Origin of the sequence: Aeromonas ichthyocola (assembly GCF_046087985.1) — a bacterium.
Classification (GTDB): Bacteria; Pseudomonadota; Gammaproteobacteria; order Enterobacterales; family Aeromonadaceae; genus Aeromonas; species Aeromonas rivipollensis.
The window spans coordinates 144,826-169,024 of the sequence record NZ_JBJSWH010000002.1 but is presented as its reverse complement, the minus strand read 5'-3'; the positions used below and the strand labels follow the sequence as shown (position 1 = coordinate 169,024).

General features: G+C 64.7%; 11 protein-coding genes. 2 read left to right on the top strand and 9 right to left on the bottom strand.

Annotation, left to right across the window (positions count from 1 at the left end; translation table 11 throughout):
* Positions 1-7 precede the first annotated feature (7 nt).
* Positions 8-1,042, top strand: coding sequence for an efflux RND transporter periplasmic adaptor subunit (locus ACF2JD_RS05510; protein WP_440986949.1), 1,035 nt, complete (start codon positions 8-10; stop codon positions 1,040-1,042).
* Between the two features lie 66 nt (positions 1,043-1,108).
* On the opposite strand, the gene pyk is transcribed toward ACF2JD_RS05510, so the two are convergent.
* Positions 1,109-2,548 carry a pyruvate kinase gene (gene pyk / locus ACF2JD_RS05505; protein WP_106886329.1) on the bottom strand — a complete coding sequence of 480 codons (1,440 nt, stop codon included), beginning with the start codon at positions 2,546-2,548 and terminating at the stop codon, positions 1,109-1,111.
* Positions 2,549-2,709: 161 nt separating this feature from the next.
* Positions 2,710-3,564: a MurR/RpiR family transcriptional regulator gene (locus ACF2JD_RS05500; RefSeq protein ID WP_167402227.1), complete on the bottom strand. Its 855-nt coding sequence runs from the start codon at positions 3,562-3,564 to the stop codon at positions 2,710-2,712.
* Between the two features lie 348 nt (positions 3,565-3,912).
* Here ACF2JD_RS05500 and glk point away from each other — a divergent pair, with 348 nt between their 5' ends.
* Positions 3,913-4,881: a glucokinase gene (glk, locus tag ACF2JD_RS05495; RefSeq protein ID WP_440986948.1), complete on the top strand. Its 969-nt coding sequence runs from the start codon at positions 3,913-3,915 to the stop codon at positions 4,879-4,881.
* A gap of 204 nt (positions 4,882-5,085) precedes the next feature.
* On the opposite strand, the gene ACF2JD_RS05490 is transcribed toward glk, so the two are convergent.
* From ACF2JD_RS05490 to ACF2JD_RS05460, 7 genes are all read right to left on the bottom strand, one after another.
* Positions 5,086-7,185, bottom strand: coding sequence for an HlyD family efflux transporter periplasmic adaptor subunit (locus tag ACF2JD_RS05490; protein WP_440986947.1), 2,100 nt, complete (start codon positions 7,183-7,185; stop codon positions 5,086-5,088).
* Positions 7,185-8,525, bottom strand: coding sequence for an HlyD family efflux transporter periplasmic adaptor subunit (locus ACF2JD_RS05485; RefSeq protein WP_440986946.1), 1,341 nt, complete (start codon positions 8,523-8,525; stop codon positions 7,185-7,187). Before ACF2JD_RS05485 ends, ACF2JD_RS05490 begins: the two co-directional genes overlap by 1 nt.
* A complete protein-coding gene (locus ACF2JD_RS05480; protein ID WP_440986945.1) occupies positions 8,518-9,288 on the bottom strand; it encodes an efflux RND transporter periplasmic adaptor subunit in 771 nt (256 codons plus the stop codon). Before ACF2JD_RS05480 ends, ACF2JD_RS05485 begins: the two co-directional genes overlap by 8 nt.
* Positions 9,272-10,804 (bottom strand): TolC family protein, encoded by a 1,533-nt coding sequence (locus tag ACF2JD_RS05475; RefSeq protein ID WP_440986944.1) that lies wholly within the window; start codon positions 10,802-10,804, stop codon positions 9,272-9,274. The genes ACF2JD_RS05480 and ACF2JD_RS05475 overlap by 17 nt, the downstream gene beginning before the upstream one ends.
* A 12-nt stretch (positions 10,805-10,816) precedes the next feature.
* Positions 10,817-21,913: a VCBS domain-containing protein gene (locus tag ACF2JD_RS05470; protein WP_440986943.1), complete on the bottom strand. Its 11,097-nt coding sequence runs from the start codon at positions 21,911-21,913 to the stop codon at positions 10,817-10,819.
* A gap of 200 nt (positions 21,914-22,113) precedes the next feature.
* Positions 22,114-23,496 (bottom strand): ATP-binding protein, encoded by a 1,383-nt coding sequence (locus tag ACF2JD_RS05465; RefSeq protein ID WP_440986942.1) that lies wholly within the window; start codon positions 23,494-23,496, stop codon positions 22,114-22,116.
* Complete coding sequence (locus ACF2JD_RS05460) at positions 23,496-24,170, bottom strand: response regulator (protein ID WP_042649691.1); 675 nt, start codon at positions 24,168-24,170, stop codon at positions 23,496-23,498. Before ACF2JD_RS05460 ends, ACF2JD_RS05465 begins: the two co-directional genes overlap by 1 nt.
* Positions 24,171-24,199 lie beyond the last annotated feature (29 nt).

The window sequence follows — 24,199 nt, the reverse complement described above, 5'->3', positions numbered from 1 at the left end:
CCTATCGATGATGCAGATGTTCACAAGGATGATGATGACCCTGGCCCTGCTGGCAGCAGGACCTGCCGGGGCAAAAATGGTGACCCTGGCGGAGGTTACCCAGGGGGAGGCGGGGGCCAGCATCTGGGTCAGCGGCACTGTCGCGAGCCGCCAGCAGGCGGCCCTCAGCGCCGAGGTAAGCGGGCGGGTGGAGTGGATTGCCGAGTTCGGCAGCCGGGTGAAGGCGGGGGACGAGCTGCTGCGCCTGGACGCCGCCACCCTGCGCCTCTCCCTCGAGCAGTCCCGGGCCGAGCAGGGGAGGGAGGCGAGCAAGCTGCACTATGCTCGCGCCGAGTTCCAGCGCCTCGAGCGGCTGCACCAGCAGAAAAGTGCTTCCCAGAGCCAGTACGACAAGGCGCGCTATGAGGTGGAGCAGGCAGAGCTGGCGGAGCAACTGGCCCGGGTACAGGTGCGCCAGATCGAGGCTCAGTTGCAAAGGACCCACATCTTCGCCCCCTTCGACGGTGTGGTGAACGAGCACTTCATCCAGCCGGGGGAGCATGTGGACGCGGGGGAGCGGGCGCTGGAGCTGGTCAACCCGGCGCAGCCTGACATCCGGTTGCGGGCACCCATCGTCTGGGCCAGCCAGCTGGAAGCTAAGGCCAGGTTGCGGGTGGAGGGGGATCAGCTCAGCGGCCACGCCGTCTATTACCAGCGGGCGGCGAGCGCGGATCCCAAGTCGCGCCTCATCGAGCTGCGCCTCAGGCCAGAGCCGGGCCGTTTCATCATCGGCTCGCCGGTGCGGGTGGCGCTGCCGCTCGGGGAGCAGCAGACCATGTTGCTGCCGCGGGATGCCCTGGTGCTCGGCACCGAGGGGAGCGTGGTCTATCAGGTGGAGCAGCGCGGCGAGGCGCTGACCGTGAACCGGGTGCCGGTGACTGTGCTGTTCGGGGACAACCGGCAGGTGGCGGTGAGCGGTGCCCTCAAGCAGGGGGACAGGGTGGTGGTACGCGGCGCCGGCAGCCTGCAGGATGGGGACAAGGTGGAGCTGTTTCGTGGCTGAATCTGGTTTGGCGCCATAAAGAACGGCTCCCGCGGGAGCCGTTGTTGTCGATGTCCAAGCGAGGGATTACTCGACCATCATCACCTTGCAGGTGTTGGTACTGCCCACGGTTTCCATCTTGTCGCCATGGGTCAGCAGCACCATGTCGCCGCTCTGGACCAGGCCCTTGGCCTTGAGCACGTCCAGCGCCTCGCGGCACACCTCGTAGACCGGCTTGCTCTCGTCGCCGTCGAACAGCACAGGGGTGACACCGCGGTAGAGGTTGGTCCAGGCCAGCGTCTTGTTGTGGGGAGACATGGCGAAGATCGGCAGGCCGGAGCTGATGCGGGACATCAGCAGCGGTGTGGTGCCGGACTCGGTCAGTGCCACTATCGCCTTGACCCCTTCCAGGTGGTTGGCCGCATACATGGTGGACATGGCCACGGCCTCTTCCACCGAGGTGAAGGTGTAGCTCATGCGGTGGTTGGAGACGTTCAGGCTAGGGTGCTTCTCGGCACCCACGCAGACGCTGGCCATGGAGGTGACCGTCTCTATGGGGAACTGACCGGCGGCGGTCTCGGCGGAGAGCATCACAGCATCTGTGCCGTCCAGCACGGCGTTGGCCACGTCCATTACCTCGGCACGGGTCGGCAGCGGGGCGTTGATCATGGACTCCATCATCTGGGTCGCTGTGATGACCACGCGGTTCAGGCGACGGGAGTGACGAATGAGCTTCTTCTGCACACCCACCAGCTCGGGGTCGCCGATCTCGACGCCGAGATCGCCACGGGCCACCATGACGGCATCGGAGCCAAGGATGATGTCTTCCATCGCCTCGTCGCTGGCGACGGTTTCGGCGCGCTCGACCTTGGCCACTATCTTGGCGTTGGAGCCGGCTTCGCGGGCCAGTTCGCGGGCGTAGCGCAGATCATCGCCGCTGCGGGGGAAGGAGACGGCCAGGTAGTCCACGTTCATGCGGGCGGCGGTCTTGATGTCTTCCTTGTCCTTCTCGGTCAGGGCCGGTGCGGAGAGGCCGCCCCCTTTCTTGTTGATGCCCTTGTTGTTGGAGAGAGGCCCGGCCACTGTGACTGTGGTGTGAATGCGAGTGCCTTCGACCTGCTCGACTTTCAGTTGCACGCGACCATCGTCCAGCAGCAGGATGTCGCCGGCCACCACGTCGTTTGGCAGACTCTTGTAGTCGATGCCGACCTGCTCCTGGCAGCCTTCCCCCTTGCCGAGGGCGGCATCGAGAATGAACTTGTCACCGATGGCGAGGTAGATCTTGCCATCCTTGAAGGTGGAAACGCGGATCTTGGGGCCTTGCAGGTCCCCCATGATGGCCACATGACGGCCCAGCTTGGCGGCGATTTCACGCACCTGGTTGGCGCGCAGGATATGATCTTCAGGAGTGCCGTGAGAGAAGTTCATCCGCACCATGTCGGCACCGGCGCGAATGATCCCCTCGAGGATGCCGTCGCGATCGGTTGCCGGACCGAGTGTGGTTACAATCTTTGTACGTCTTGGCATGAAAGACTCCAATGTGAAGTTGATATGACTTGAAATACTGCCCCGTCAAGCATGTGGCATGGCGCCTGCTTGCAGGCCATCTGGGTGGCCTTGTGTTATTAAATTACGATACTACACCAAGCCCGGTGGCATAGACAGTCGGGGGCGGACCCCCGAATGATTCAGGAATTATGTGGGGTATCAAAGCGGGATTCGCGCAAACCTTCTTTGACTTTCTTCAGGTTTTCGCGAAATTTCATGCCACGGCGCAGGGTAAAGCCGGTTGCCAGCACGTCCACCAGGGCCAGCTGGGCGATGCGGGACGCCATCGGCATATAGACGTCGGTGTCTTCCGGCACGTCCATGGAGAGCACCAGGTTGCACTCCCGGGCCAGGGGGGAATCCTTGGCGGTCATGCCGATGACGGTGGCATCGTTTTCACGGGCCAGGGCCGCGATTTCCACCAGCGCCTTGGTGCGGCCGGTGTGGGAGATCAGCACCACCACATCCCCTTCGCTGCTGTTGATGCAGCTCATGCGCATCATGACGATGTCGTCGAAGCTCACCACGGGAATGTTGAAGCGGAAGAATTTGTTCTGGGCATCGCGGGCCACGGCGGAAGAGGCGCCCAGGCCGAAGAAGCTGATCTTCTTGGACTGGGTCAGGATATCGACGCAGCGGTTGATGGCGGAGATGTCCAGGCTGTTCTTGGCGGCATCGAGACAGGCCATGGTGGATTCGAAGATCTTGGCGGTATAGGTGTCGGGCCCGTCTTCCGCTTCCACGTGGCGGTTCACATAAGGGGTGCCGTTGGCCAGGCTCTGGGCCAGGTGCAGCTTGAAGTCGGGGAAGCCCTTGGTATCGAGACGACGGCAGAAGCGATTGACGGTCGGTTCGCTGACATCGGCCAGCTTGGCGAGGGTGGCAATGCTGGAGTGAATGGCGGTCTGGGGCGACGCCAGGATCACTTCAGCCACCTTACGCTCTGATTTACTGAAGCTTTCCAAATTGTTCGTAATTTTATCGAGGGTATTCATCATTACCACCAGGCATTTTTGTAATTTAACTTCAGTGTCTGTGCACTAAATTCACAGCTCAAGCAGGTTTCCAATCTACTTGATGACTATACAAGACAAGCGCTTATCGGAACTAATCTCGTCCCCACAAAGTATGACTCATGTCTAATTATTTCGTGCTTTTGGTTACAAACTTCCATCCGACCCTTGAAAACGCTTACAAATGTTGCAAAGCAACAACACTGTGAGCGGGCGCACAGTTGCATTCATCCGACGCGCCGCAAGGGAAGGGGCTCGGGTAGTATTGCAACCAAATAACAATGTCGGGACGGTAAGGGCCGCCCCGAGTCGGTAACGAAGGAGTTTGTTATGCAGCATACCCATGCGCTGGTGGGCGACGTAGGCGGTACCAATGCCCGGCTGGCCCTCTGCGAGTTGGCGACCGGCGCCATTTCCCAGGCAAAGACCTATTCCGGGCTGGCCCACCCCAGCCTCGAGGCCGTGGTGCGCCTCTATCTGGAGGAGCATGGCGTCAAGGTGGGCGAGGCCTGCATTGCCATCGCCTGTCCCATCAATGGCGACTGGGTCGCCATGACCAACCACAGCTGGGAGTTCTCCATCCGCGAGATGCAGAGCAACCTCGGCCTGGATCGCCTGCAGGTGATCAACGATTTCACCGCCGTCTCCATGGCGGTGCCCGTGCTCGGTGAGAGTGACCGCATCCAGCTCGGCGGCGCCGCCCCGGTGGCTGGCAAGCCCATCGCCATTTATGGCGCAGGTACCGGCCTTGGGGTGGCGCACCTGGTGCAGGCGGGCGAGCAGTGGCTCAGTCTGCCGGGGGAGGGCGGTCACGTGGATTTCGCCGCCAACACGGAAGAGGAAGATGCCGTGCTGCAGGTGATGCGTGGCGAGCTGGGCCATGTGTCGGCCGAGCGTTTCCTCTCAGGCCCGGGGCTGGTCAATCTCTATCGCGGCCTGGTCAAATCCGACGGCCGCGAACCCGAGCCCTTTGCCCCCAAAGACATCACCGAGCGGGCGCTGGCGGGTGACTGCCTCGATTGCCGCCGCACCCTGAGCCTGTTCTGCGTGCTCATGGGCCGCTTTGCCGGCAACCTGGCGCTCAACCTGGGCACCTTCGGCGGCGTCTATATCGCCGGTGGCATAGTGCCCCGCTTCCAGGAGTTCTTCATCGGCTCCGGCTTTCGGGTCGCCTTCGAGGACAAGGGTCGCTTCAAGCCTTATCTGAAGGACATCCCGGTGTTCCTCATCACCCATGAGGGCCCCGGCCTGCTGGGGGCGGGCGCCTATCTGCGCCAGTCCCTCGGGATACGCCTCTGAGGCGGATAAAGAATGCACAAATGGTTCAGTCCCGATTCAGTGACCCTGGCGTAGAGTGAGATCACGTACTCAAGAGGGCAGGGTTTCACAGGGAATTGGAAGCTGTCTTCATCCGCTGGGTGCGAATTGTCACCTGACAAGCCTGAACTGTTTCACCGGCCCTTGCGGCCGGTTTTTTTATGTCCGCCATTTCATCCATGGGGCCTAGAAGCCGCTTTCCCGCAGCAGCACGGCGAGCAGCCAGGTGCTCCCCTCGGCCAGCAGGCTGCGTCGGCTCCCCTCCAGCACCAGGGTGCCGCGGGTCTCCCGCAGGGTGGCCGGGGCCTCATCCAGCCGGATCCGCACCAGGAACAGGGGATGGGCTGGTTGCAGCTCCTCCCCTTGCGGGCTGGTGGTGATGGGGCCCCCGAAGCGGGCGCTCAGCATGGGGTGCTTGAGCTTGGCGACCCGGGTGGTGCCCAGATCGACCAGGGTGCCATGGAGGGGCGAAAGGGCGCCGTCCGGATAGAAACGTACCGGATCGCCGACCCGCAGACGCGCTATCTCATCCGCCGCCACATAGGCATCGACCTGCCACTGGCCGGGATCGATCAGGACGCCTATGGGGTGCTGGCTGTTGAGCCACTGGCCGGGCCGCTGCTCGGGATCCACATCCAGCCAGAGGCCGCTGAAGGGGGCCGCCAGCCTGAGCCTGTCTATCTCAGCCCGTGTCGCATTTGCCTCCCTGTATTGCACCCTGAGCCGCTCACGGGTCGCTATCTGTTCACTGAGCCCGAAGGGGTCATCCAGCATGCCGCCCAGGCGCGCCCCATAGGTCTGGATGCTCTGGGTGTTGCCCTGCACCTTCCAGTCGAGATCGGGATCCACCAGTTGCAGCAGGGATTCCCCCGCCTTGACGGGCCCGGCGGCCCGCAGGCTCTCCAGGCGGGCGGGGAAGGGGGTGAACACCTGCAGCTGGCGCTCCGCCCGCGCGACCCCGACTCCCTTGATTTGGCTATGCCATGGCAGGGCCAGCAGGATGAGCAGGGTGAGCAGCCCCAGCGCGAGCCCGAGCCGGCGTGGACGGGTCACCCTGGCGCGAGCCCGCCACCAATGGGTCAGCTCCCGCCAGACGGGAAGAAGGATGAACCAGCCGATTTCGACCATGAACAGGAGTATCCCCAGCAGTTTGAAGAACAGAAAGTAGACGGCGACCGCGATGCCGAGGAACAGCACCAGGCGATAGAGCCAGGTCAGGATGGCAAAGCCGATGAGCGCCCGGCGCTGGCGCACCGCAAAGGGCTCGGGCCAGGGCTCCATCAGGCCGAGCAGGGAACGGCGCAGGGCCACCCTGGCCAGGGCCGAGGCCCGCTCGTGCAGGTTCGGGAAGTTGAGCAGATCCGAGACGATGAAGTAGCCATCGAAGCGCATGAAGGGGCTGGCATTGAGGGCGAGTGAGAGGATCCAGCTGGTGGTGGCGAGGTAGAGCAGGCCGTTGCGCAGCGCCCCTTCCGCACACAGGGCCCAGCCCAGGGTGGCCAGCCCGGCCAGGGCCAGCTCGGTCAGTATGCCGGCGCTGGCGATGGCGAGCCGCTGGCGGGAGCGGGCCAGCTTCCAGCTCTCGCTGGTATCCGTGTAGAGCATGGGCCAGAGCACCACGAAGGCGATCCCCATGTGGGCCACCCGCACCCCGAGCCGGGTGGCGACCAGGGCATGGCCCAGCTCATGGAGCGTCTTGGCCAGGATCAGGGCGAGGGCGAAGCTCAGCAGGCCGTCGAGGGAGAAGGACTCCACCACGGCGTGGGTGAAGCTGTCCCACTGCTGCAGGGTCAGCAGTATGCCGAGCAGGCTGGCCCCCGCCACCAGCCAGGCGGTGAGGGGGCTGAACAGCCAGTCAAGCCGTGCCGCCAGCCGCTGGAGATGGCCCTGGGGGCGTAGCAGGGGGACGCGGAAAAACAAGTAGTGATGCAACCACCACTGTCCCTTCAGCCAGGCCCGGCCTTCGCTCGCCTGGCGCAGCCTGTCCACTGCCTGGGGGCTGGGGCGCACCAGCTGATGGCGCTCGAGAAACTGGCTGAAGGCGAGGATCTGCTCCACCTCGGGATGCAGGGCCGTCTCGTGCTGCAGCGCCTGCTGCAGGCGGCGGGGCGTCTGCCCGGCCCAGCGTACCAGACACTCGAACTCGAACCAGCCGATGCGGTAGAAGCGGTTGATCACCATGTCCTGAATGAGCCAGGCCGGCTCGCCGTTGGCGGTTCTGTCCGCCGGGCAGAGTCGCAGATCATCGCGCAGGCTCGGCAGGGGCAGATCGGCGGGATCCAGCATCAGAGGCCGCTCCAGGCGCGCAGGGCCGCCAGGGGACGGCGCAGCAGGTAGTAGCCGAGCAGCACGCGCTCGCCATAGAGCTTGGCGGTGCCGTGCAGGCCGAGACGGGCATGGGAGGGAGGCGACTCTATGGTGGCGAGCAGCCGGTAGGCGACCACGCCGTCGGCCCCCGGCTGGGCCTGATAGCTGGTCTCCAGGATCTTGCCGCGCAGGGGATCCAGGGGATAGGCGCTCAGGAACAGGGTGACGTCGGCCCCGGGTTCGAGGGCGATGGCATCGGCCACCGGCAGCAAGATGCGCATGGCGGGCTGGTGGGGATCGGCCAGCTGCATGATGCGCTCCCCGGTCACCACAGGTTTGCCGAGCCAGTCGTTGGCATCGCTGAACACGGCGACCCCGTCCCGGGGGGCCGTCACCTGGCTGCGGGACAGTTGCAGCTCGACCCCCGCCAGCTCGGCACGCTTTTGCTGGGCCCGGCCGGTGAGCAGGGTCAGCTCGCGCCGGCTCTGGGGATTGTCGAAGGCGCGCTGGCTGGCGGCGAGCAGTTCGGCATCGGCCACGGCCACCTCCTGGGTCAGCACCTCAGCCCGGTTGCGCAGCGTGGTCTCGTCCAGGCGAAACAGGGGAGCCCCCGCGGCCACCGCCTGATTCGGGCGCACCGCCATCTGCTCTATGACACCGGCGAGGGGGCTGCTGATCACCAGGCTGGTACGGGAGACCACTTCGGCCGGCGCCAGGGCGCTCTGGCGTGTGGGGATGAGCAGCATGACGCCGGCGGCCAGGGCCAGCAGGATGAGCTGACGTCGACTGGGCCGCCAGCCGAGCAGGGGCGGCTTGTGGGTCAGGCTGTGCCAGCAATAGGCCCAGGTCTGCCAGAGACCTTGCAGCAGGGGCAGCAGGGGGGCGGGTGGCTCGCTCTCGCGCAGCAGGCAGAACAGGCCAAGCCGCTCGCCATCGTCGCGCTGGATGGGGACGCAGAACACCCCCTCCGGCCACCACTCGGCCCAGCCTTCGGCCAGATCCTCCGGCAGGGAGAGGGTCTCGCGCGCCAGCCAGACGGGGTCATGACCCGAGATCTGGGCATCGAGCCAGCGGCTCATCCTGCCGAGCCAGATGAGATAGGGGGAGTCTTCGCTGGGCCTGGCCAGTCCGGAGACGCAGAGCAGCTCCTGGGACTGGCCATGGCGGGCAAACACCAGCGCCTGATGAAACGGCAGCAATTGATAGAGATCGTTGGCCATGGAGAAGGCGAGGGCATTGAGACTTCGGGCGGCCAGGGCCCGGTCACGCAGGGCATGCAAGGCCAGCAGCAGTTGAGGCGGCGGGAGCGATTCAGTCATGGGACTCCAGAATGCGGGCCACGCCACTCATGCCCGCGACCAGTTCGGGATAAGGGGCGTCCAGTCTGGCCTCCAGCTCGACTGTCTGGGCCACGGCGTCGACCCGGGCATTGATGTGGCTGATCCTGGCCTGGTAGGGCTTGCCCGTCTCCAGCACGTTGATCTCGAGGGCCTGCCCCTGTTGCAGCCCGGACAGCAGCCGGGAGGGGACGTTGAGGCGGACCTTGAGGGGGCCGTCACTGACCAGATCGAACAGGGGGGTGCCGGCGGTCATGGTCTGATAGGGCTTGGCCTGCACCTGGGCGATGCGACCCGCGAAGGGGGCCCGCACGTCGCAGTAGCTGGTGCGCGCCTGGGCCAGGGCATGGGCGCCCTCGGCTTTTTGTACCCCGGTGGCGGCGATGGCCACCTCGAGATCGCCCACCGCATCGAGCTTGCGCAGGTTGCGTTTGGCGGCGAGATCCTGGCGGGCCATCTGCAACTCCGCCTGGGCGACGCGGGCCTGAGCCTCGCCTTCCCGACAGTCGAAACGGGCGAGCAGGGCCCCCTGCTTGACGGGCTGGCCGAGACTGGCCTGCAGTTTACCCAGGGTGCCGCTCATCTGGCTGGAGAGGGTCGTCTCCAGGTTGGCGGTCAGCAGGATGCGAATGGCATTGGGATCGTCCTGCAAGGTGCCTGTGGCCGGAGCCAGGGCGGGGCTGGCCTGCGCGGCCAGCGGCAGCAGCAGAAGCCACCAGGGGCTGGTGTTAGTTGGGAAGGGCATAGGGCACTCCGCCATTGGAAGTCAGCAAGGCCTGGTTCTCCTGTTTCTTGATGGTTTGCTCGATGGCTTTCGCCAGGGTCTGGACGTCGTGCTGGGCGATGGCCTCTGGCTGCACGTCCAGGCCGACCGAGTTGTAGAGCCGGCCCCAGGCGGCCTGGGCCTGGGAGTAGGCGGCCTCGCGCTGATAGCGGGAGAGCAGGTAGCGCCCTTCGGTGCGGATGACCTCGAGCTCGGACCCCTGATCGCTGGTACGGGCGGCCTGGGCATAGCGGAGCAGGCTCTCGTCGACCCGCAGGCTCTCGTCGGCGAAGGCCACTTCCTGGGCGGCCAGGTTGTAGCGCAGCACCCCGACCCTGACCTGGGTCAGCACGGCCATGGAGAGGGCGACACGTCTGGCATCATCCGTGACCTTCTGGGAGACCTCCAGGTTCTGGATGGCGGGCAGACGCAGGAACTTGAGCAGGTTGATGGAGACCTGCAACCCTGTCTCGGACCAGTGGTTGTTGTACAGGTACTGGTTGGAGTCGTAGTTGTAGCCCCAGTTCAGGCTCACGTTGGGCCAGAGTTCGGCCTTGGCTATCTTGATGTCTTGCTGGTTGGCGCGCTTGCGATACCACTCCTCCATGATCTCGGGGCGGTTTTCCAGCGCCATCAGCTCCAGGTTGTCGATGCTCTGGGCCAGGGTTGGCAACTGGGGTTCGGGGGTATCATCGGCCAGCACCATCTTGCTGCCGGAGGGAAGGGAGATGAGGGCGGCGAGTTCGGCCCGGGCGAACTCGAGATCCTGGCGGCGCTGATTGAGCAGGGAAACGGAATCGATGAGGGCGCGCTGGTAGGCTAGCGCCTGCTGGCGCGGCAACAAGCCTTGCGTCTCGGCCTGGCGGGCAGAATCGAGCGCCACCCGGGTTCTGGCCAGCAGCTTGTCGACCTCGGGCAGCAGGCGCTGTGCCCCCAGGGCACGCCAGTAGGCGCTGCGCACATCTTGCAGCACGTTCTGGGCCACCTTGCGACGGCGCTCTTCGGCCATCAGCACCTGATCCCCCTTCTGCTGGTTGCGGTAATAGGCGACGCCGAAATCGAGCAGACTCCAGCTCAGCCCCAGACCGCTCAGATCGCGGTAGCGCTCCTGGGAGGTGGAGGCGCGCAGGCTCTCCTCACCGTCCTCGATCCCGATAGAGGTGCCACCCGAGTCGTTGCTGCGTCCGGCCAGCCCGGCGGAGGCGACCAGCTGGGGCAGCATCTCGTGGCTGGAGAGATCCCGCAGATCCGCCGCGAGCGCGCCCTCCATCAGTTTGAGGCGGTAGTCCAGGTTGTATTTGAGGGCCCTGGCCGCCGCTTCATAGAAGGTGAGGGGGTGGATCACGGGCTCTTGCTGATCGTACATCAGCTGACGATCGAAGCGTATCCGGTCTGTCTTGTCCTGCTCCGTGTAGGTCTCGGGTGGCAGGGTGCTGCAGGCACAGAGCAGCAGGCTGGAAGTCAGGGTCAAGGGGCGGGGAGCGAGTCTGGGCATCATCTGTCCTTAGAATCAAGTGCCTGATTTGGTGGCAAGGGTGGCTGTGCGCGCAGTGCCTGTCATGGCGCGGCCTGCCGCATCCTGCAATTGCCTGGTAAAACTGCTGGCCTTGCCAGCGGGATCGGGGGCGCCATGGGGCCGCATATCCTGTGGCGTCATGGCAAACACCGACTCATCGCTGAGCAGGCCGTCGGCGCTGAGGCTGACCCGGCCGTGACGACCGAGGAAGCTGGCCAGATCCTGTTCCTGGGCCAGCCAGCTCTCCTGCACGCTCTGGCTGACGAAGGTCCCCTCCAGCTGGCCCAGGCCCTGGCCTATGCTCTGGCTGTGGATCTCCGGGGTCAGGCCGAAGAACAGCAGGCTGCCGTCGGTGCGCTCTGAACTGGCGCCGAGCAGCCGGTTGATATTCTGCACCACTGGGGTGACGAAGATGGCCGGGGTCAGGTCGGGGAGCGGCGTACCCAGACCCCCCACAGTCCCCTGATCGAGATCATGGGGGCCGGCCCCTTTGGTGTCGGGCGGGGGCACATAGGGGGCTGAGATGTCCAGGTGGATCACCAGCTGGGCCTGATCGGTGGCCCCGCTGCCATCCCCCAGGGTGTAGGTAAACACATCCTGCAGCACCTGGCCGAGGCCGGCGGCGGCCAGCACCTCCGGGTTGGTCAGATCTATGGTGTAGCTATAGCTGCCATCCTGGTTGAGGGTCAGCCAGCCGTAGCGCCCGGCCAGGGGCTGGCCGAGGGTGCCCCCATTGCCGCTGCCGTCCTCGGTGCCGCTACGCACCCCGGTGACGCGCAGGGGATCATCGCCATCGACGTCACCATCGTTGGGCAACACCTGGCCCGAGGCATGGGGGGCCTGCACCTGATCGTTTGCCACAGCGCTGTCATCCTGGGCGACCGGGTTGTCGTTGGCCCCCTGAATGACGACGGTCAGGCGGGCCTCGGAGAGGGCTCCCCCCTGATCGCGCATGCGGTAGCTGAACACCTCGGTGAGGGTCTGGCTGGCCAGTCGCAGCGCCTCGACCTCGGGGTTGTCATTGTCAATCAGGTACTGGTAGCTGCCATCGGCATTGAGGATGAGTTGGCCATAGCGTCCCTGCAAAACCTGACCCGCATTGACGCTGTTGCCGAGCGCGTCGCTGACGGTGAGCACTGTCCTGGTCTCGCCATTGGCCTGGCTGTCCACGTCGCTATCGTTGTCCAGCACATTGCCGACGGGATCCAGCCCCGCCGCCGTGTTGTCAATGCCGCCGGCTTCGATGGCATTGGCCTTGTCATCCACGGCGATCGGCGTGTCGTTGCTGCCGCGAATGGTCAGGGTGAGCGTGCTGGCGCTGGCGGCGCCCCAGAGATCCGCGATCTGGTAGTTGAAGAGCTCGGTCAGGGTCTGGTCAGGCCCGCGCAGGGCCTGCACCTCGGCGAGGCTGTTGTCCAGACGGTAGTGCCAGCTGCCATCGGCATTCATCACCAGCTCACCATAGCGCCCCTGCAGCACAGTCCCCGGGGCGGCACTCTGGCCATCGGCATGCTGAACGCCCGTCACCGTCAGGGCATCGCCCTCCAGATCGCTGTCATTGCCGAGCACATTGCCGCCGGGATCCAGACCGGGTTGCCCGTTATTGAGCCCGCCCGCCTCGATCACCTGGGCCTGATCCGGGTTGGCGACCGGGGCATCGTTGCGCCCCCGTATGAGGATGGTGAGCTGGGCAAGATCGACAGCACCCGCCAGATCTTGCGCCTGGTAGGTGAAGTGGTCGTTCAGGGTCTGCAGGGGCCCCAGCCCCTGAACGGTGGCATTGCCGGTATCGAGGGCATATTGGTAACGGCCATCCTGATACAGGGTGAGGGTGCCATAGAGCCCGGTCAGGGTGAGGGGAAGGACCTGGGTGACGGCGGCCAGCGTGCCGCCTGCGGCTTCAGTTCCCGCTCGCCCACCGCTGAGGATAAGGCTGTCGCCGCTGTCGATGTCGGTATCGTTGCCCAGCAGGTTGCCGTTGGGATTGACCACATTGCCTGCACCATTGTCGGCGACGGCGATCCCGATGTCGTTGCTGGCCACGGGGGTGTCGTTGGCCCCCTGGATACGAATGGTCAGGGTGGCTGAGCTGCTGGCACCGTTGGCGTCCGTCATGCCGTAACCGAAGCTGTCGGTCAGTGTGTCGGCACTGGTTCGCAGGGCCTGGACCGCGGCCAGGCTGTTGTCGATCACATAGGTGTAGCTGCCATCCCCGTTGAGGGTGAGCCAGCCATAGTTGCCCCTCAGCTGGCTGCCAAGAGTGCCGGCTGTGCCGGCACCGGTCCGCACTGTGCTGACCGTCTTGCGCTCGTTGGGGTTGCCCGATTCGGGATCCGTGTCGTTGCCGAGCACGTTGCCGGTGGCGTTGCTGCCCAGGGTGCTGTTGTTGACGCCCCCCGCCTCGACGGCGGTGCCGTTGTCGGCGACTGCCACCGGGGTGTCATTGCGCCCCTGGATGCTGATGGTCAGGGTCTGGGCACTGACGAGGCCCCCGAGATCCGTGATCTGGTAATCGAACTGCTCGGTGAGGGTTTCCCCCGGCAGCAGTCGCTGCACTGCGGCATTGGCATTGTCCAGCACATAGCGGTAGCTGCCGTCGGCGTTGAGGGTGAGGGTGCCATAGAGACCGTTGAGCCCGCTGCCAATGATGCCGCTGGTGGCGCCTGTGCTGACCCCGGTGACGGTGAGCTGCTCCCCGTTGCGATCCGGATCAGTATCGTTGGTGAGCAGGTTGCCGGTGGGATCTGTCCCCAGTAGGCCGTTGTTCAGGCCGCCGGCCTCGATGGCGGTGGCGGTATCGGCCGTGGCGACGGGGGCATCGTTGGCTCCCTGGATGGTGATGGTGACGCTGGCCTGGCTGGTCGCGCCATTGGCATCCTGCATGGTGTAGCCGAAGCTGTCGGTCAGGGTATGGCTGCTCAGGCGCAGGGCCTGAACCGCCGCCAGGCTGTTGTCGACCACATAGGTGTAGCTGCCATCCCCGTTGAGGGTGAGCCAGCCATAGTTGCCTCTCAGCTGGCTGCCGAGAGTGCCGGCGGTGCCGGTGCCTGTCCGCACGGCACTGACCGTCTTGCGCTCGTCGGGGTTGCCCGATTCGGGATCCGTGTCGTTGCCGAGCACGTTGCCGGTGGCGTTGCTGCCGAGGGTGGTGTTGTTGGCCCCCCCCGCCTCGACGGCGGTGCCAGTGTCGGCCACCGCCAGCGGGGTGTCGTTGCGCCCCTGAATGGTGATGGTCAGGGTCTGGGCACTGACGAGGCCGCCAAGGTCGCGCATCTGATAGTCAAATGCTTCGACCAGGTTCTCGCCGGGCAGCAGTCGTTGCACCGTGGCATTGGCATTGTCCAGTACATAGGTGTAGCTGCCGTCGGCGTTGAGGGTGAGGGTGCCATAGAGGCCGCTTATTGCACTGCCGACGGTGCCGCTGGTGGCCCCGAAGCTGACGCCGGTGACGGTGAACTGCTCCCCGTTGCGATCGGGATCCGTGTCGTTGGTGAGGACGTTGCCGCCTGGATTGGTGCCGCTTGCCTGATCGATGCCTTCGATGGCGATGGCCGCATCCGGGACGGCGGTGGGGGTATCATTGGCCCCCTGGATGGTGATGGTGATGGTGGCCAGGCTGCTGGCGCCTGCGGCATCCACCAGGGAGTAGGTAAAGCGGTCGGCCAGAGTATCGGTCGCCAGACGCAGGGCCTGCACCGCCGCCAGGTCGTTGTCGATCACATAGGTGTAGCTGCCATCCCCATTGAGCAGCAGCCAGCCATAGTCGCCCCGCAACTGGGAGCCCAGGGTACCAGCAGTGCCCGTGCCCCCTGTGGTGCCGGTGCGGACAGTGGCGACATGCCGGGTTTCATCGGGGTTGCTGGCGTCGGGGTCGCCGTCGTTGGCGAGCACGTTGCCGGTGGCATTGCTGCCGAGGGTGGTGTTGCCGAGTCCCCCGGCCTCGACGGCGGTGCCCGTGTCATCCACCGCCACAGGGGCATCATTACTGCCGTTGATGGTGATCACCAGGGCGGCGATGTCGTGGAGGTTGCCCAGATCCGTGACCCTGTAGCTGAAGGTCTCGGTGAGGGTGTCCCCCTGCCTCAGGGCCTGGACGGCGGCATTGCTGTTGTCCACCAGGTAGCGATAGCTGCCGTCGGCCCCCAGGGTCAGGGTGCCGTAGAGCCCGACAATGACGGCACCATTGGCGCTGGTGCTGCCGCCGGGCACATCGGTTATCTGGCTGAGGTTGGTGTCCGGTCCCAGGGCGACCTTGCTGACCCCCTTGCCGTCTCCCGCATCGATGTCGGTGTCGTTGGTGAGCACATTGCCGATGGCATCCGTGCCGGCCTGGCCGACCCCCTGCTCGGTGGCGCTGCCTGCATCGTCGCTGCCCAAGGGGGCGTCGTTGGCGCCCTGGATGGTGATGATGAGACTGGCCTGATTGCTGACGCCCTCGTCATCGATCACCTGATAGTCGAACTGCTCGGTCAGGGTGTCACTGCCAAGGCGCAGCCTCTCCACATCGGGGTTGTCGTTGTCGAGGACGTAGCGATAGCCACCCCCGAGCAACACATAGAGGGTGCCGTACTTGCCGGTAATGCTGGCCTCGACATCGACCGAATTGGTGGTGGCACTGTTGCCGGTGGCCGTGCTGGTCACCTGGCCAAGGTGCAGGATGTCGCTGTTGGTGGCGATGTCCACGTCGGTGTCATTGCGCAGCAGATTGCCCTGGGGCGAGGTGCCGGGCAGGTTGTTGGCGGTACCGCCCGCTTCCCGCGCCGTGGTGGTGTCGTTCTGGGCGACGGGGGCATCGTCGACCGGGTTGAGGGTGATGAGGACGCTGGTGGTGGCCGTCAGGGCATCCTCGGCATTGCCGGGAATGCCGTCGCCGTTGAGCTTGTCACCCAGTTGGCCGTTGTCGTTGATCAGCACCGAGAGGGTGTCGCTGCCGTTGTAATCCTGGTTGCCACGGTAATTGAGGGTCAGCAGGGCGGCATTGAGGGCGGCCAGATTGCCGGTCAAGACCAGCTGGCCACCGCCGTTGTTGGTGACCACGCTCAGGCCGGTTGCGCTCCCCAGGGAGAGCACGCCCTGGGTCACCGTCAGGGTGAGGGTGAGAGTACCGCTGCCCGCGTCCATGTCGGCCACCGAGAGCCCGACCAGCTGGAGATCCTGATCTTCATCCACGCTCTGGGCCGGGGTCGTGTTGCCCAGGGTGGGCGCATCGTTGAGCTCCACATAGCCGATGTTGGCACCGGCTTCGAACTGGCCGGCGTCGATGCCGGCCTCGGTGAGCACTAGCCCGATCTGCCCCAGGGTGCCGCCGTCGCTGTCGATGCGAACCTGCAAGGTGCCATAGCCTGCATCCGTGACGGTGCTCCCCGCCGGCCCATCGAGTCGATAGACGCCCGCCGGCAAGATGCCAAAGGAGAAGCGGCCACTGCCATCCGTGGTGGTGGTGAAGCTCTGGTTGTCCCCGGCGGTGGCGAGGTCCCCATCCAGCCCGCCCCAGACCAGGGTGACCGTCTGGCCCGCGAGCCCGGGTCCATCCGGCTGGGTGCTGGCGGTGGCGCTGGCGGTGTCGTTCCACAGGGTGCCGCTGACGAGGCCAAGCCCGGCTGTGCTGGCGAGCACATAGTTGTTGAGGGTGTTGCCCTGGCCATCCTGGCCGGTGCGCTCGCCGCTGGCGCTGCCGTCCGTGCCGACGGTGGAGCCGCCCCAGCCGCTGAAGTCTTCCGGCAGGCTGGACCAGGTCAGGGTGGCGTCGGTGCCGGCAATGGTGGCGCCATTGGGCAGATCGACGCTATAGACCAGGGTCACCTCTGCGCCGCCATCGAGCCGGGAGAAGTCGACCGCGAAGCTGGCGCCCTGGGTGACCATGACGGTGACGCCCGGCGGCAGGCCATAGTTGTTGGCACTGTCGCCGCTGTCGTAGGTATAGAGGGTCCCCCCCAGGGTGATGGTCAGGCTGGTCAGCGCATAGTTGCTGCCGCCGGGGAAACCGTCGGTCAGGCGCGGCTCGAAAGCGGCCAGGCCCCCGGACTGCGCGAAGCTTATCTGGACCTGGGCGCGGCCGGTGTTGCTGTCGATGGCCCTGGGGTCGAAGGCGATCACCGTCTTGTCCAGGCCACCCAGGCTGGGCTCTATGATGTCCTGATAGAGGGTCTGGCTGGCCCCGCGCTGGATCAGATTGTCCGGATCCGCGCCCACATAATCCCTGGCGAAGACCCCGAGCTGGGTGCCGGCCTGATTGCCCGCACTGTTGTCGACCCGCACGTTGAACTCGATGGCAATGCCCTCGAGGTCGCCGTCCGCATCCAGGTTGGAGATATCTCCCAGCCGGAAGATGATGGTCTGGTTGCCATTGGCGTCGGTCACTATCTCGATCTGGGCCGCGTCGAGCAGGCCCTGCAAGCCATTGGCCAGGGTCGAAGAGATGGCCTGGGCGGCGCTGCTGGTCTCGTTGCCCGCCACGTCGGCGCCCGTGATGGCGCTACCGCTCAGGCTGCTGGTCAGCCCTCCGCTGGAGATGAGGGCGAGGCGCACCTGCTCCTTGTCGAGGAAGCTCAGCCCCTTGGGCAGGCTGACCCTCAGTTCATAGTTGTCGTTCTCCCCCTCGGGGATCAGGGCCACCACCTTGTAGCGGATGATCTCGCCGACAGTGACCTGCTCATGGCTGGCATCGGTGGCACCGCCCCCGGTGTCATCCACGCCGCCGACCCGGGAGATGAGGATGCCGCTGGCGATGGGGATCAGTGACTGGTTGATGGCGCGGTAGTCGTTGAGCACCTGGCTGGCGGGCAGGCCGTCGGCACCGGTGCGTTCACCGGCGGGATCGGCCGCGGTGCCGAGGTTGCCGTTCAGGCTGGTCCACTGCACCTCGGCCTGGTTGGTCAACTGGGCGAAGTTGGTGGCGCTGGCATTGACCACACCGCTTAGCACCAGGGTCAGCTGCTTGCCCACGGCGATATCCAGGTTGGCATCGGCCCTGGTCTGCAACTGATTGCCTACCAGTTCGAACTGGCTGCTGACATCGACGCCATCATAGATGACCGATACCAGGTTGTAGCCACTCAGCTGGCCGGGCAGCAGATCGCTTAGCCGGATGTCGAAGGCGTCGAGGGGGCCGTTGTTGCTGATCACTATGTTGAAGCTGACCGCATCCCCTTCTTCAAAGCCGTAGGGCGGCGGGGTCGTGATGAGGTTCTGGGCTATGGTGAGCACCGGCTCCTGGATGAAGGCGGAGGGAGCGGGGGCCGTGGTGACCTCTCGCGTCAGGGCGCTGCCGCCGGCGACGTCACCGTCGGGATCCAGGTAGTGCAGGGTAGCGCCATTGCTGAGGCCGGTGCCGGCCTGGTTGGACGCGACATTGTCGGCGACCAGCCGCAGCCGCAGGGTGAAGCTGTTGTTGCCCTCATTGTTGTCGGCGTTGGCGCCGCTTGCGCTGAAGCTGAAGAGGGCATCAGCGCCATTGGTGCCGACCCCGGCGCCCCCCAGGATTGGCTCGCTGATGCTGCCGGCAAAGCCGGTGGTGATGAGCTCATAACCCTTGCCGCCGTTGAAGCTGGTGTCGAGCCTGAAGCCGGGGGGAATGAGATCGCTGATGTTGAGCTGCTGGGTACTCCCCTCCGGCAGGGTCACCCGGATGTCATAGCCCATGCTCTCGCCAATCACCAGATTGGCCCCCGAGGTGTGGCCCGCACTGGAGGCGGAGGCGGCATCGCCATTGCTGAAGTCGATGGTGAGGGTCGGGGCGGCGATCTGCGCGTTCCCCTTGTCGGTCAGATCGACGGGGGTGAAGTCTTGCCCGTTGTTGACGCTGGCGTAATTGCTGAGGATGGCGCTGGTCTCCAGCGTGCTGCTGGCCCGGATGTCGCTGGCGACCTCCACCTCATAGGTGATGACGATGAGATTGCTGCCTGCATTGGCTGCCGCAGTGCCATCCCGTCCCGGCAACAAGGTCGCCACATTGCCGGCATCCAGGAAGCTGATGGTGTTGCCGCTCACCTGGTAGTCGGTCCCCAGCACCAGCGGGGTGCCATCGCCCCGATAGATCTGCAGGTTGGCCGCCGCCAGCGAGCCGTTCAGGAAAGAGAGGCCGGCGGGCAGGGTGATGCTGGTGACCACATCGAAGGCCCCGCCACCGCCCCGGTTCTCGATGGCCGTCGCCAGGCGCAGCCTATCAGCGCCATCTATGTCGGTGACGCTGCCATTCACCGCATTTATGTCGGTGATCGGGCCGGTGAAGGGGACCCCGCCGCTGCCCGGTGCCTGCCAGCTGCCGGTGGTGCCGGTCACTGTGCCGTTGCTCGATGAGACGACCCCGTGGCCGATGGCGAGATCCGGCTCGGCGATGGAGGTGATGACGGTGACGTCAGAGCTGCTGAGCTGGGTCTTGTTGAGGGTGGTCACCTGGCTCGATTGCGCCAGCACGTCCAGGGTGCGCTGATCGGCGAAGGGTTGATCGCCGACCCTGAGGGTGAACTCCACCTCGATGCGGCTGCCCCCCAATGCGCTGGTGGCATAGCTGCCGAAATCGAAGACGAGGGAGTTGCCGGGGCCATTGCTGATGCTGACCAGATTGCCGAGGTTGGTGTCACCGCTGCCGAAGTGCCACTGGCCGACGCCGCTTCCTTCGCTCCAGTTGATGCCCGTCAGATCGAACAGCGGCAAGGGCAGGTAAGCCGTCAGCTTGAACTGTTCATAGTCCCCGGTGACCAGATCGTAACTGAGTCGGAAGGTCACCTGATCCCCCGGGCGCAGCTCGATGGCGCCCCCCGGGCTGCCGACCCCATTGATGTTGGTCAGTGCGATGTCGACCTGGCTGGTGGGGATGCGCGTCGTGGTCTGGGAGCTGTCTGACTCGGTACCGCCGGTCAGGTTGGTGCCATTTTCAAGGACGCTGGCGGTGACGCTGGCGCTGTTGCCGATGGTATCCCCCTCGTTGATCTCGCTCTGGGGGTTGCCGGCCGGCGGTGTGTAGCTCTGGCTTATCAGGGCGCTGTAGCTCAGCAGCGCCAGGGTGGCCCCCTGCTGGTCGTCATCGAAGGCAAGATCCCCGGCAAGCCAGCTCAGCAAGGGGAAGGCGTTGACCAGGGACTGGCCGATGTCGAAGCTGATGCTGGTGGAGCCGTCGGCATTGACCGTCGTGGTGTAGACCAGGGCTATGGTCTCGTTCGTGCCATTGCGCGTCAGGGTCAGGGTGGGGGTGCCGGTCAGGGTCTGGCCGTCCCCCAGGGTATCGGTGACGACAAACTGACCCTCGCCAAACAGATTCTTGCCGAAGGCGAAGTAGTCGGAGAGGGTCATCTTGATGCTGTAACCCAGGGTATCGCCCGGCGAGATCCCGGCCTTGCCGCCGTCGATGGCGAGGCTGACCTCTTTTTGCAGGGCGATGGAGCGGGCGGTGAAGCCGATGGGGTCACCCTGGCCGGCGAAGTCGATGCTGGTGGCGGGAGGCGTCAGATCCCGGCTGTCGAGCGGGGTCCACTCACCGCTGGCGGTGGGGGCCGCGATCGTGATCTGTACCGCATCCCCACTGTTGGGGTTGATCACTTGCTGACCGTTGGCATCGGCCTCGGGTACGTAGAACTTGACCAGGGTATCGGTGGCGGCGGCGAGGCTGCTGTAGGTCACGGTAAAGGCCTGGATGAAGAGGCTGTCGCTGTTGATGGCCGCCGTGATGAGGGCCGGGTTGGTGAGGACACGACCATCCGAGAGGGTGACCGAGGTGAGGATGCCATTCTGCCCCGGGGTGATGGCGGTGACCTGGATGGTGGCGGGCAGGGTCTGGCTGATGACGACGTTGTTCAGGGTCTGGCCATCGGCCGGGATGGCCGTCAGGACCAGGGTGTGGTTGAAGTTGGGGCCGGTCGCCGTTTCGCCTTCGGGCATGTCGAGGCTGTGCTCGAAGCGGATGACGGTCGGTTTGACCACAAAACTGTGCAAGTCCCCCTCGACCAGGCTGGGATCGTCGAGGGGATTGTTGAGGGCGTCATTGCCATACTGGAAACCGCTGCGAATGCCGATGGTCAGATCCGGCGACGCCGCCGAGTAGCTGGTGTCGGCCAGATTGCTCAACTGGGCGGTGATCTGGATAGGAATATCCGGTTGACCCTGATTGACGCTGCCAAAGGGGATCTCGACGACCACCAGGGTGTCACCGGCACGCAGGCCGACGTCAGCCGCCCGGATGACGAGGGGGTTGCCGCTGTCATCGACCGCGAGGGGATGGGTGGCATTGCCAGAAGCGTCGAACACCACGCTGTGGGTCTTGAGTGCCTGGCCCAGATAGCTGGCCTTGATGAAGCTGACCCCATCGTCTCCATCCTTGCCGGTGCCGGGCAGGTAGAGATCCAGATAGGGGGCATAGCCGGTCTGGCTCGCCTCGTTGCTGACGGTGACAGTGAATTCGAACTGCTCGCCCAGCAGGACATTGGCGCTGCCAAGGGGCAGGCTGCTGCTGGGGTCGGCGTTGGCGAGCAGCCGATCGTAACTCTGCATCGCCGCCCGATCGAGTGAAAGGGGTTGACTGATGAGGCCCTTGCTCACCTCCAGCTCCCAGTTCCCCCCCTTGCTGCTGGCGCCGGTATCATCGCTGGATGCCGCCACATCGGCGCCGGTCCACTTGGCGAGGGCACTGACCAGCGCTCGTCCCGACTCCCCGGCACCGACCCGGCAGCCATACAGCTGGATGTCGGCTTGCTCGCTCAGGTGGGATTGCCAGCCTTGCAACTGCTGGCTGATGCTGGCCAGGTTGTCGGCCGTCAGGGTGCGGTTGCCGAGGGTGAACTGGCCGGCCGCGCCGTGGGAGAGGATCTGGACGGCATCAACCTGACCCAGCTCCGCCAGTTTGGCGCCGATGGCGGCCAGGGCGTCGGTCTGCTTGTCGATGAGCAGCAGGCTGACATGGCTGTCGAGGTTCTTGGTCAGCTGGCTTGCCTGCTCGATGCGGGAATCGATGACCAGCAGTTGGCGAGGCTGGGCCGTCTGCGTAGGCGCCCCATGATCCGGGGCGTCAGCCGGGGTGGCCTGGTTATCCTGGTTCTGATGCTCGGCGGCGACGGCGGCGGCGCCATCAAACAGAATGCGCGGCTCCAACGCCAGCATCTGCTGTTGGGGCCTGAAGAACGGGTTGGCAGGCTTGTTGACCGTGGCTATCGCATCCGTGCGTTAGTTAATGGTGTTAAGTTATGCCACAACCTTGGTTAAGTTTCTAATGCAGCCAGATGATAAATATGTATTTTTTGAGACCAAATGGGTCTGGAAATCACCTCTGGTATTCGGCCCCATATCTGGGGCCTGGGGTGTCAGGGGAGGGTGATATGGAACCTGGCACCGCCGAGTGGTGACTCGTCCACCCGGATCTTGCCGCCATAGCTGTGCACGATTTCGGTCACCACCGCTAGCCCTATCCCCTGGCCCGGGGAGCTGTCTGCCCGCACGCCGCGCTGGAAGATCTGCTGCGATTTGCCGGGGTCTATGCCGGGACCGTCGTCTTCCACCACGATGAGCAGGCCGCTGCCCTGGCGGCTGACCCGCACCTGGATCTCGCTGATGGCGAACTTGCAGGCGTTGTCGAGCAGGTTGCCCATCAACTCCATTAGGTCGCCCTGTTCACCGTGAAAGAAGACGTCGTCATCAAACTGGAAGACGGTTTGCAGCTTCTTGTGGCGGTAGACCTTGGTGAGGCTGGCCAGCAGCTTCTCGATGAGGGGCACAGGCTCGGTACCCTTGCTGGCAAGGCGTTTTCGTCCGGTGACGGCACGGCGCAGCTGGTACTGGATGATCTGATCCATGGTGGTGATCTGCTCACTGATGTTGTCATGGATATCGTGGCCGAGCTTGAGCTCCTGGGCGGTGATCTGGATGAGTGCCAGCCGGGTTTTCAGGCTGTGGGCCAGATCGTTCAGGGCGTGCTGATAACGCTGGGTCTGCTGGCGTTCGTTCTCCAGCAACTGGTTGACCGACTCGGTCAGCGGTGTCAGCTCCCGCTCGTAGTCGTTGGAGAGCGACTCCCGGGAGCCTGCGCGGATCTCGTCAATCTGCCGCGCCATGGTGCGCAGGGAGGAGAGACTCCAGAAGCTGGTGAGCAGCAGCAGGGCCCCGAGCAGGCAATAAGAGAGCAGCGCCTGACGAATGCAGCGGTAGAGATACTCCCGGGTCTGGGCCTGGTAACGCTTGGCGGAATCGACCATGACCACGTAGTAGGTGGTGGGGCCGTCGCCATGGTTGCGCAGGAAGCGCAGGCTGTAGATGAAGTAGCTCTCACCGTTCTTGATGGTGTGCAGCTTGAAGAAATAGTCCTGATCCAGGCCGCCAAGGTATTTCATCAGATCCCGGCAGATGGTCCCCTTCATGGTGATCACCTCGGGCATGTGCAGGCTGGACCAGCTCAGCTCACCATCGGAGCGGCAGATCAGGGTGTCGAGATTGGGGTCGATGGCATCCGGGGTGATGTTGCCGAGATCCGTGATGGCATGGGGATCGGGCTGCTTGGAGGAGAAGAGCTTGGAGAGATTCTCCTGCATGCGGATGCTGGCCTTCTGCGCCTGCTCCTCGGCGTGACCAAGATAGAGGATATAGACGGAGAAGGTCATGATGAGCGCGATGACCAGCATGGCGCTCAGCATCAGCTTGAGGTGCAGCGAGCGGCGGATCAGTTGCATGGGGTGCAGCATGAAACGGGGCATCAGCTGCAGGAGAGGTTGAAGATGTAACCCTGACGGCGGATGGTGGAGATGGGTGATATGACCCCTTCCGGATCCAGCTTCTTGCGCAGTCGGCTCACCATCACCTCTATGGTGTTCGGATCCCCTTCGCCATCACCATAGAGCTGATCCAGCAGCTGTTGCTTGGAAACCACCTGGCGTGCGTTGCGCATCAGGTATTCCAGGATCAGATACTCGAAACTGGTGAGCACAGTGACTTCGCCGGCGACGGTGAGCTCCTTGCGGGAGAGATCCAGCTCGTAGTCACCCGCCTTCACCCGGGGGGAGATGAAACCGGCGCTGCGGCGAACCAGGGCATTGAGGCGGGCCAGCAGCTCGTCTTTCTGGAAGGGCTTGACCAGATAGTCGTCGGCGCCGGCCTCCAGACCCTCCACCTTGTCTTGCCAGTTGCCCCGGGCCGTCAGGACTATGATGGGGAAGGGGATCTGCTGTTCGCGCAGCCGGCTGATGAGCTGCAGGCCGTCCATGTCCGGCAGGCCCAGATCGATGATGCCCACGTCGATGGGGTAGTCGGCCGCATAGTGCAGCGCCACCTGGGCACTGTCGGTGCTGTGAACTTGATTCTGGGCCTCGGTCAACAGCGTGGTGAGGTGATGATTGAGCAGCTTGTCGTCTTCGACCAGTAGGATTTTCATAAGATGCATGATGATAAGGGTCCAGGCTG

Excerpts from the sequence above, each read along its gene's own strand:
- ACF2JD_RS05465 (WP_440986942.1), bottom strand. The coding sequence starts at position 23,496 with ATGCCCCGTTTCATGCTGCACCCCATGCAACTGATCCGCCGCTCGCTG.
- ACF2JD_RS05460 (WP_042649691.1), bottom strand. The coding sequence starts at position 24,170 with ATGAAAATCCTACTGGTCGAAGACGACAAGCTGCTCAATCATCACCTC.
- ACF2JD_RS05475 (WP_440986944.1), bottom strand. The coding sequence starts at position 10,804 with ATGATGCCCAGACTCGCTCCCCGCCCCTTGACCCTGACTTCCAGCCTG.
- ACF2JD_RS05500 (WP_167402227.1), bottom strand. The coding sequence starts at position 3,564 with ATGAATACCCTCGATAAAATTACGAACAATTTGGAAAGCTTCAGTAAA.
- ACF2JD_RS05470 (WP_440986943.1), bottom strand. The coding sequence starts at position 21,913 with ATGCTGGCGTTGGAGCCGCGCATTCTGTTTGATGGCGCCGCCGCCGTC.
- ACF2JD_RS05485 (WP_440986946.1), bottom strand. The coding sequence starts at position 8,525 with ATGACTGAATCGCTCCCGCCGCCTCAACTGCTGCTGGCCTTGCATGCC.
- ACF2JD_RS05510 (WP_440986949.1), top strand. The coding sequence starts at position 8 with ATGATGCAGATGTTCACAAGGATGATGATGACCCTGGCCCTGCTGGCA.
- ACF2JD_RS05490 (WP_440986947.1), bottom strand. The coding sequence starts at position 7,185 with ATGCTGGATCCCGCCGATCTGCCCCTGCCGAGCCTGCGCGATGATCTG.
- ACF2JD_RS05480 (WP_440986945.1), bottom strand. The coding sequence starts at position 9,288 with ATGCCCTTCCCAACTAACACCAGCCCCTGGTGGCTTCTGCTGCTGCCG.
- pyk (WP_106886329.1), bottom strand. The coding sequence starts at position 2,548 with ATGCCAAGACGTACAAAGATTGTAACCACACTCGGTCCGGCAACCGAT.
- glk (WP_440986948.1), top strand. The coding sequence starts at position 3,913 with ATGCAGCATACCCATGCGCTGGTGGGCGACGTAGGCGGTACCAATGCC.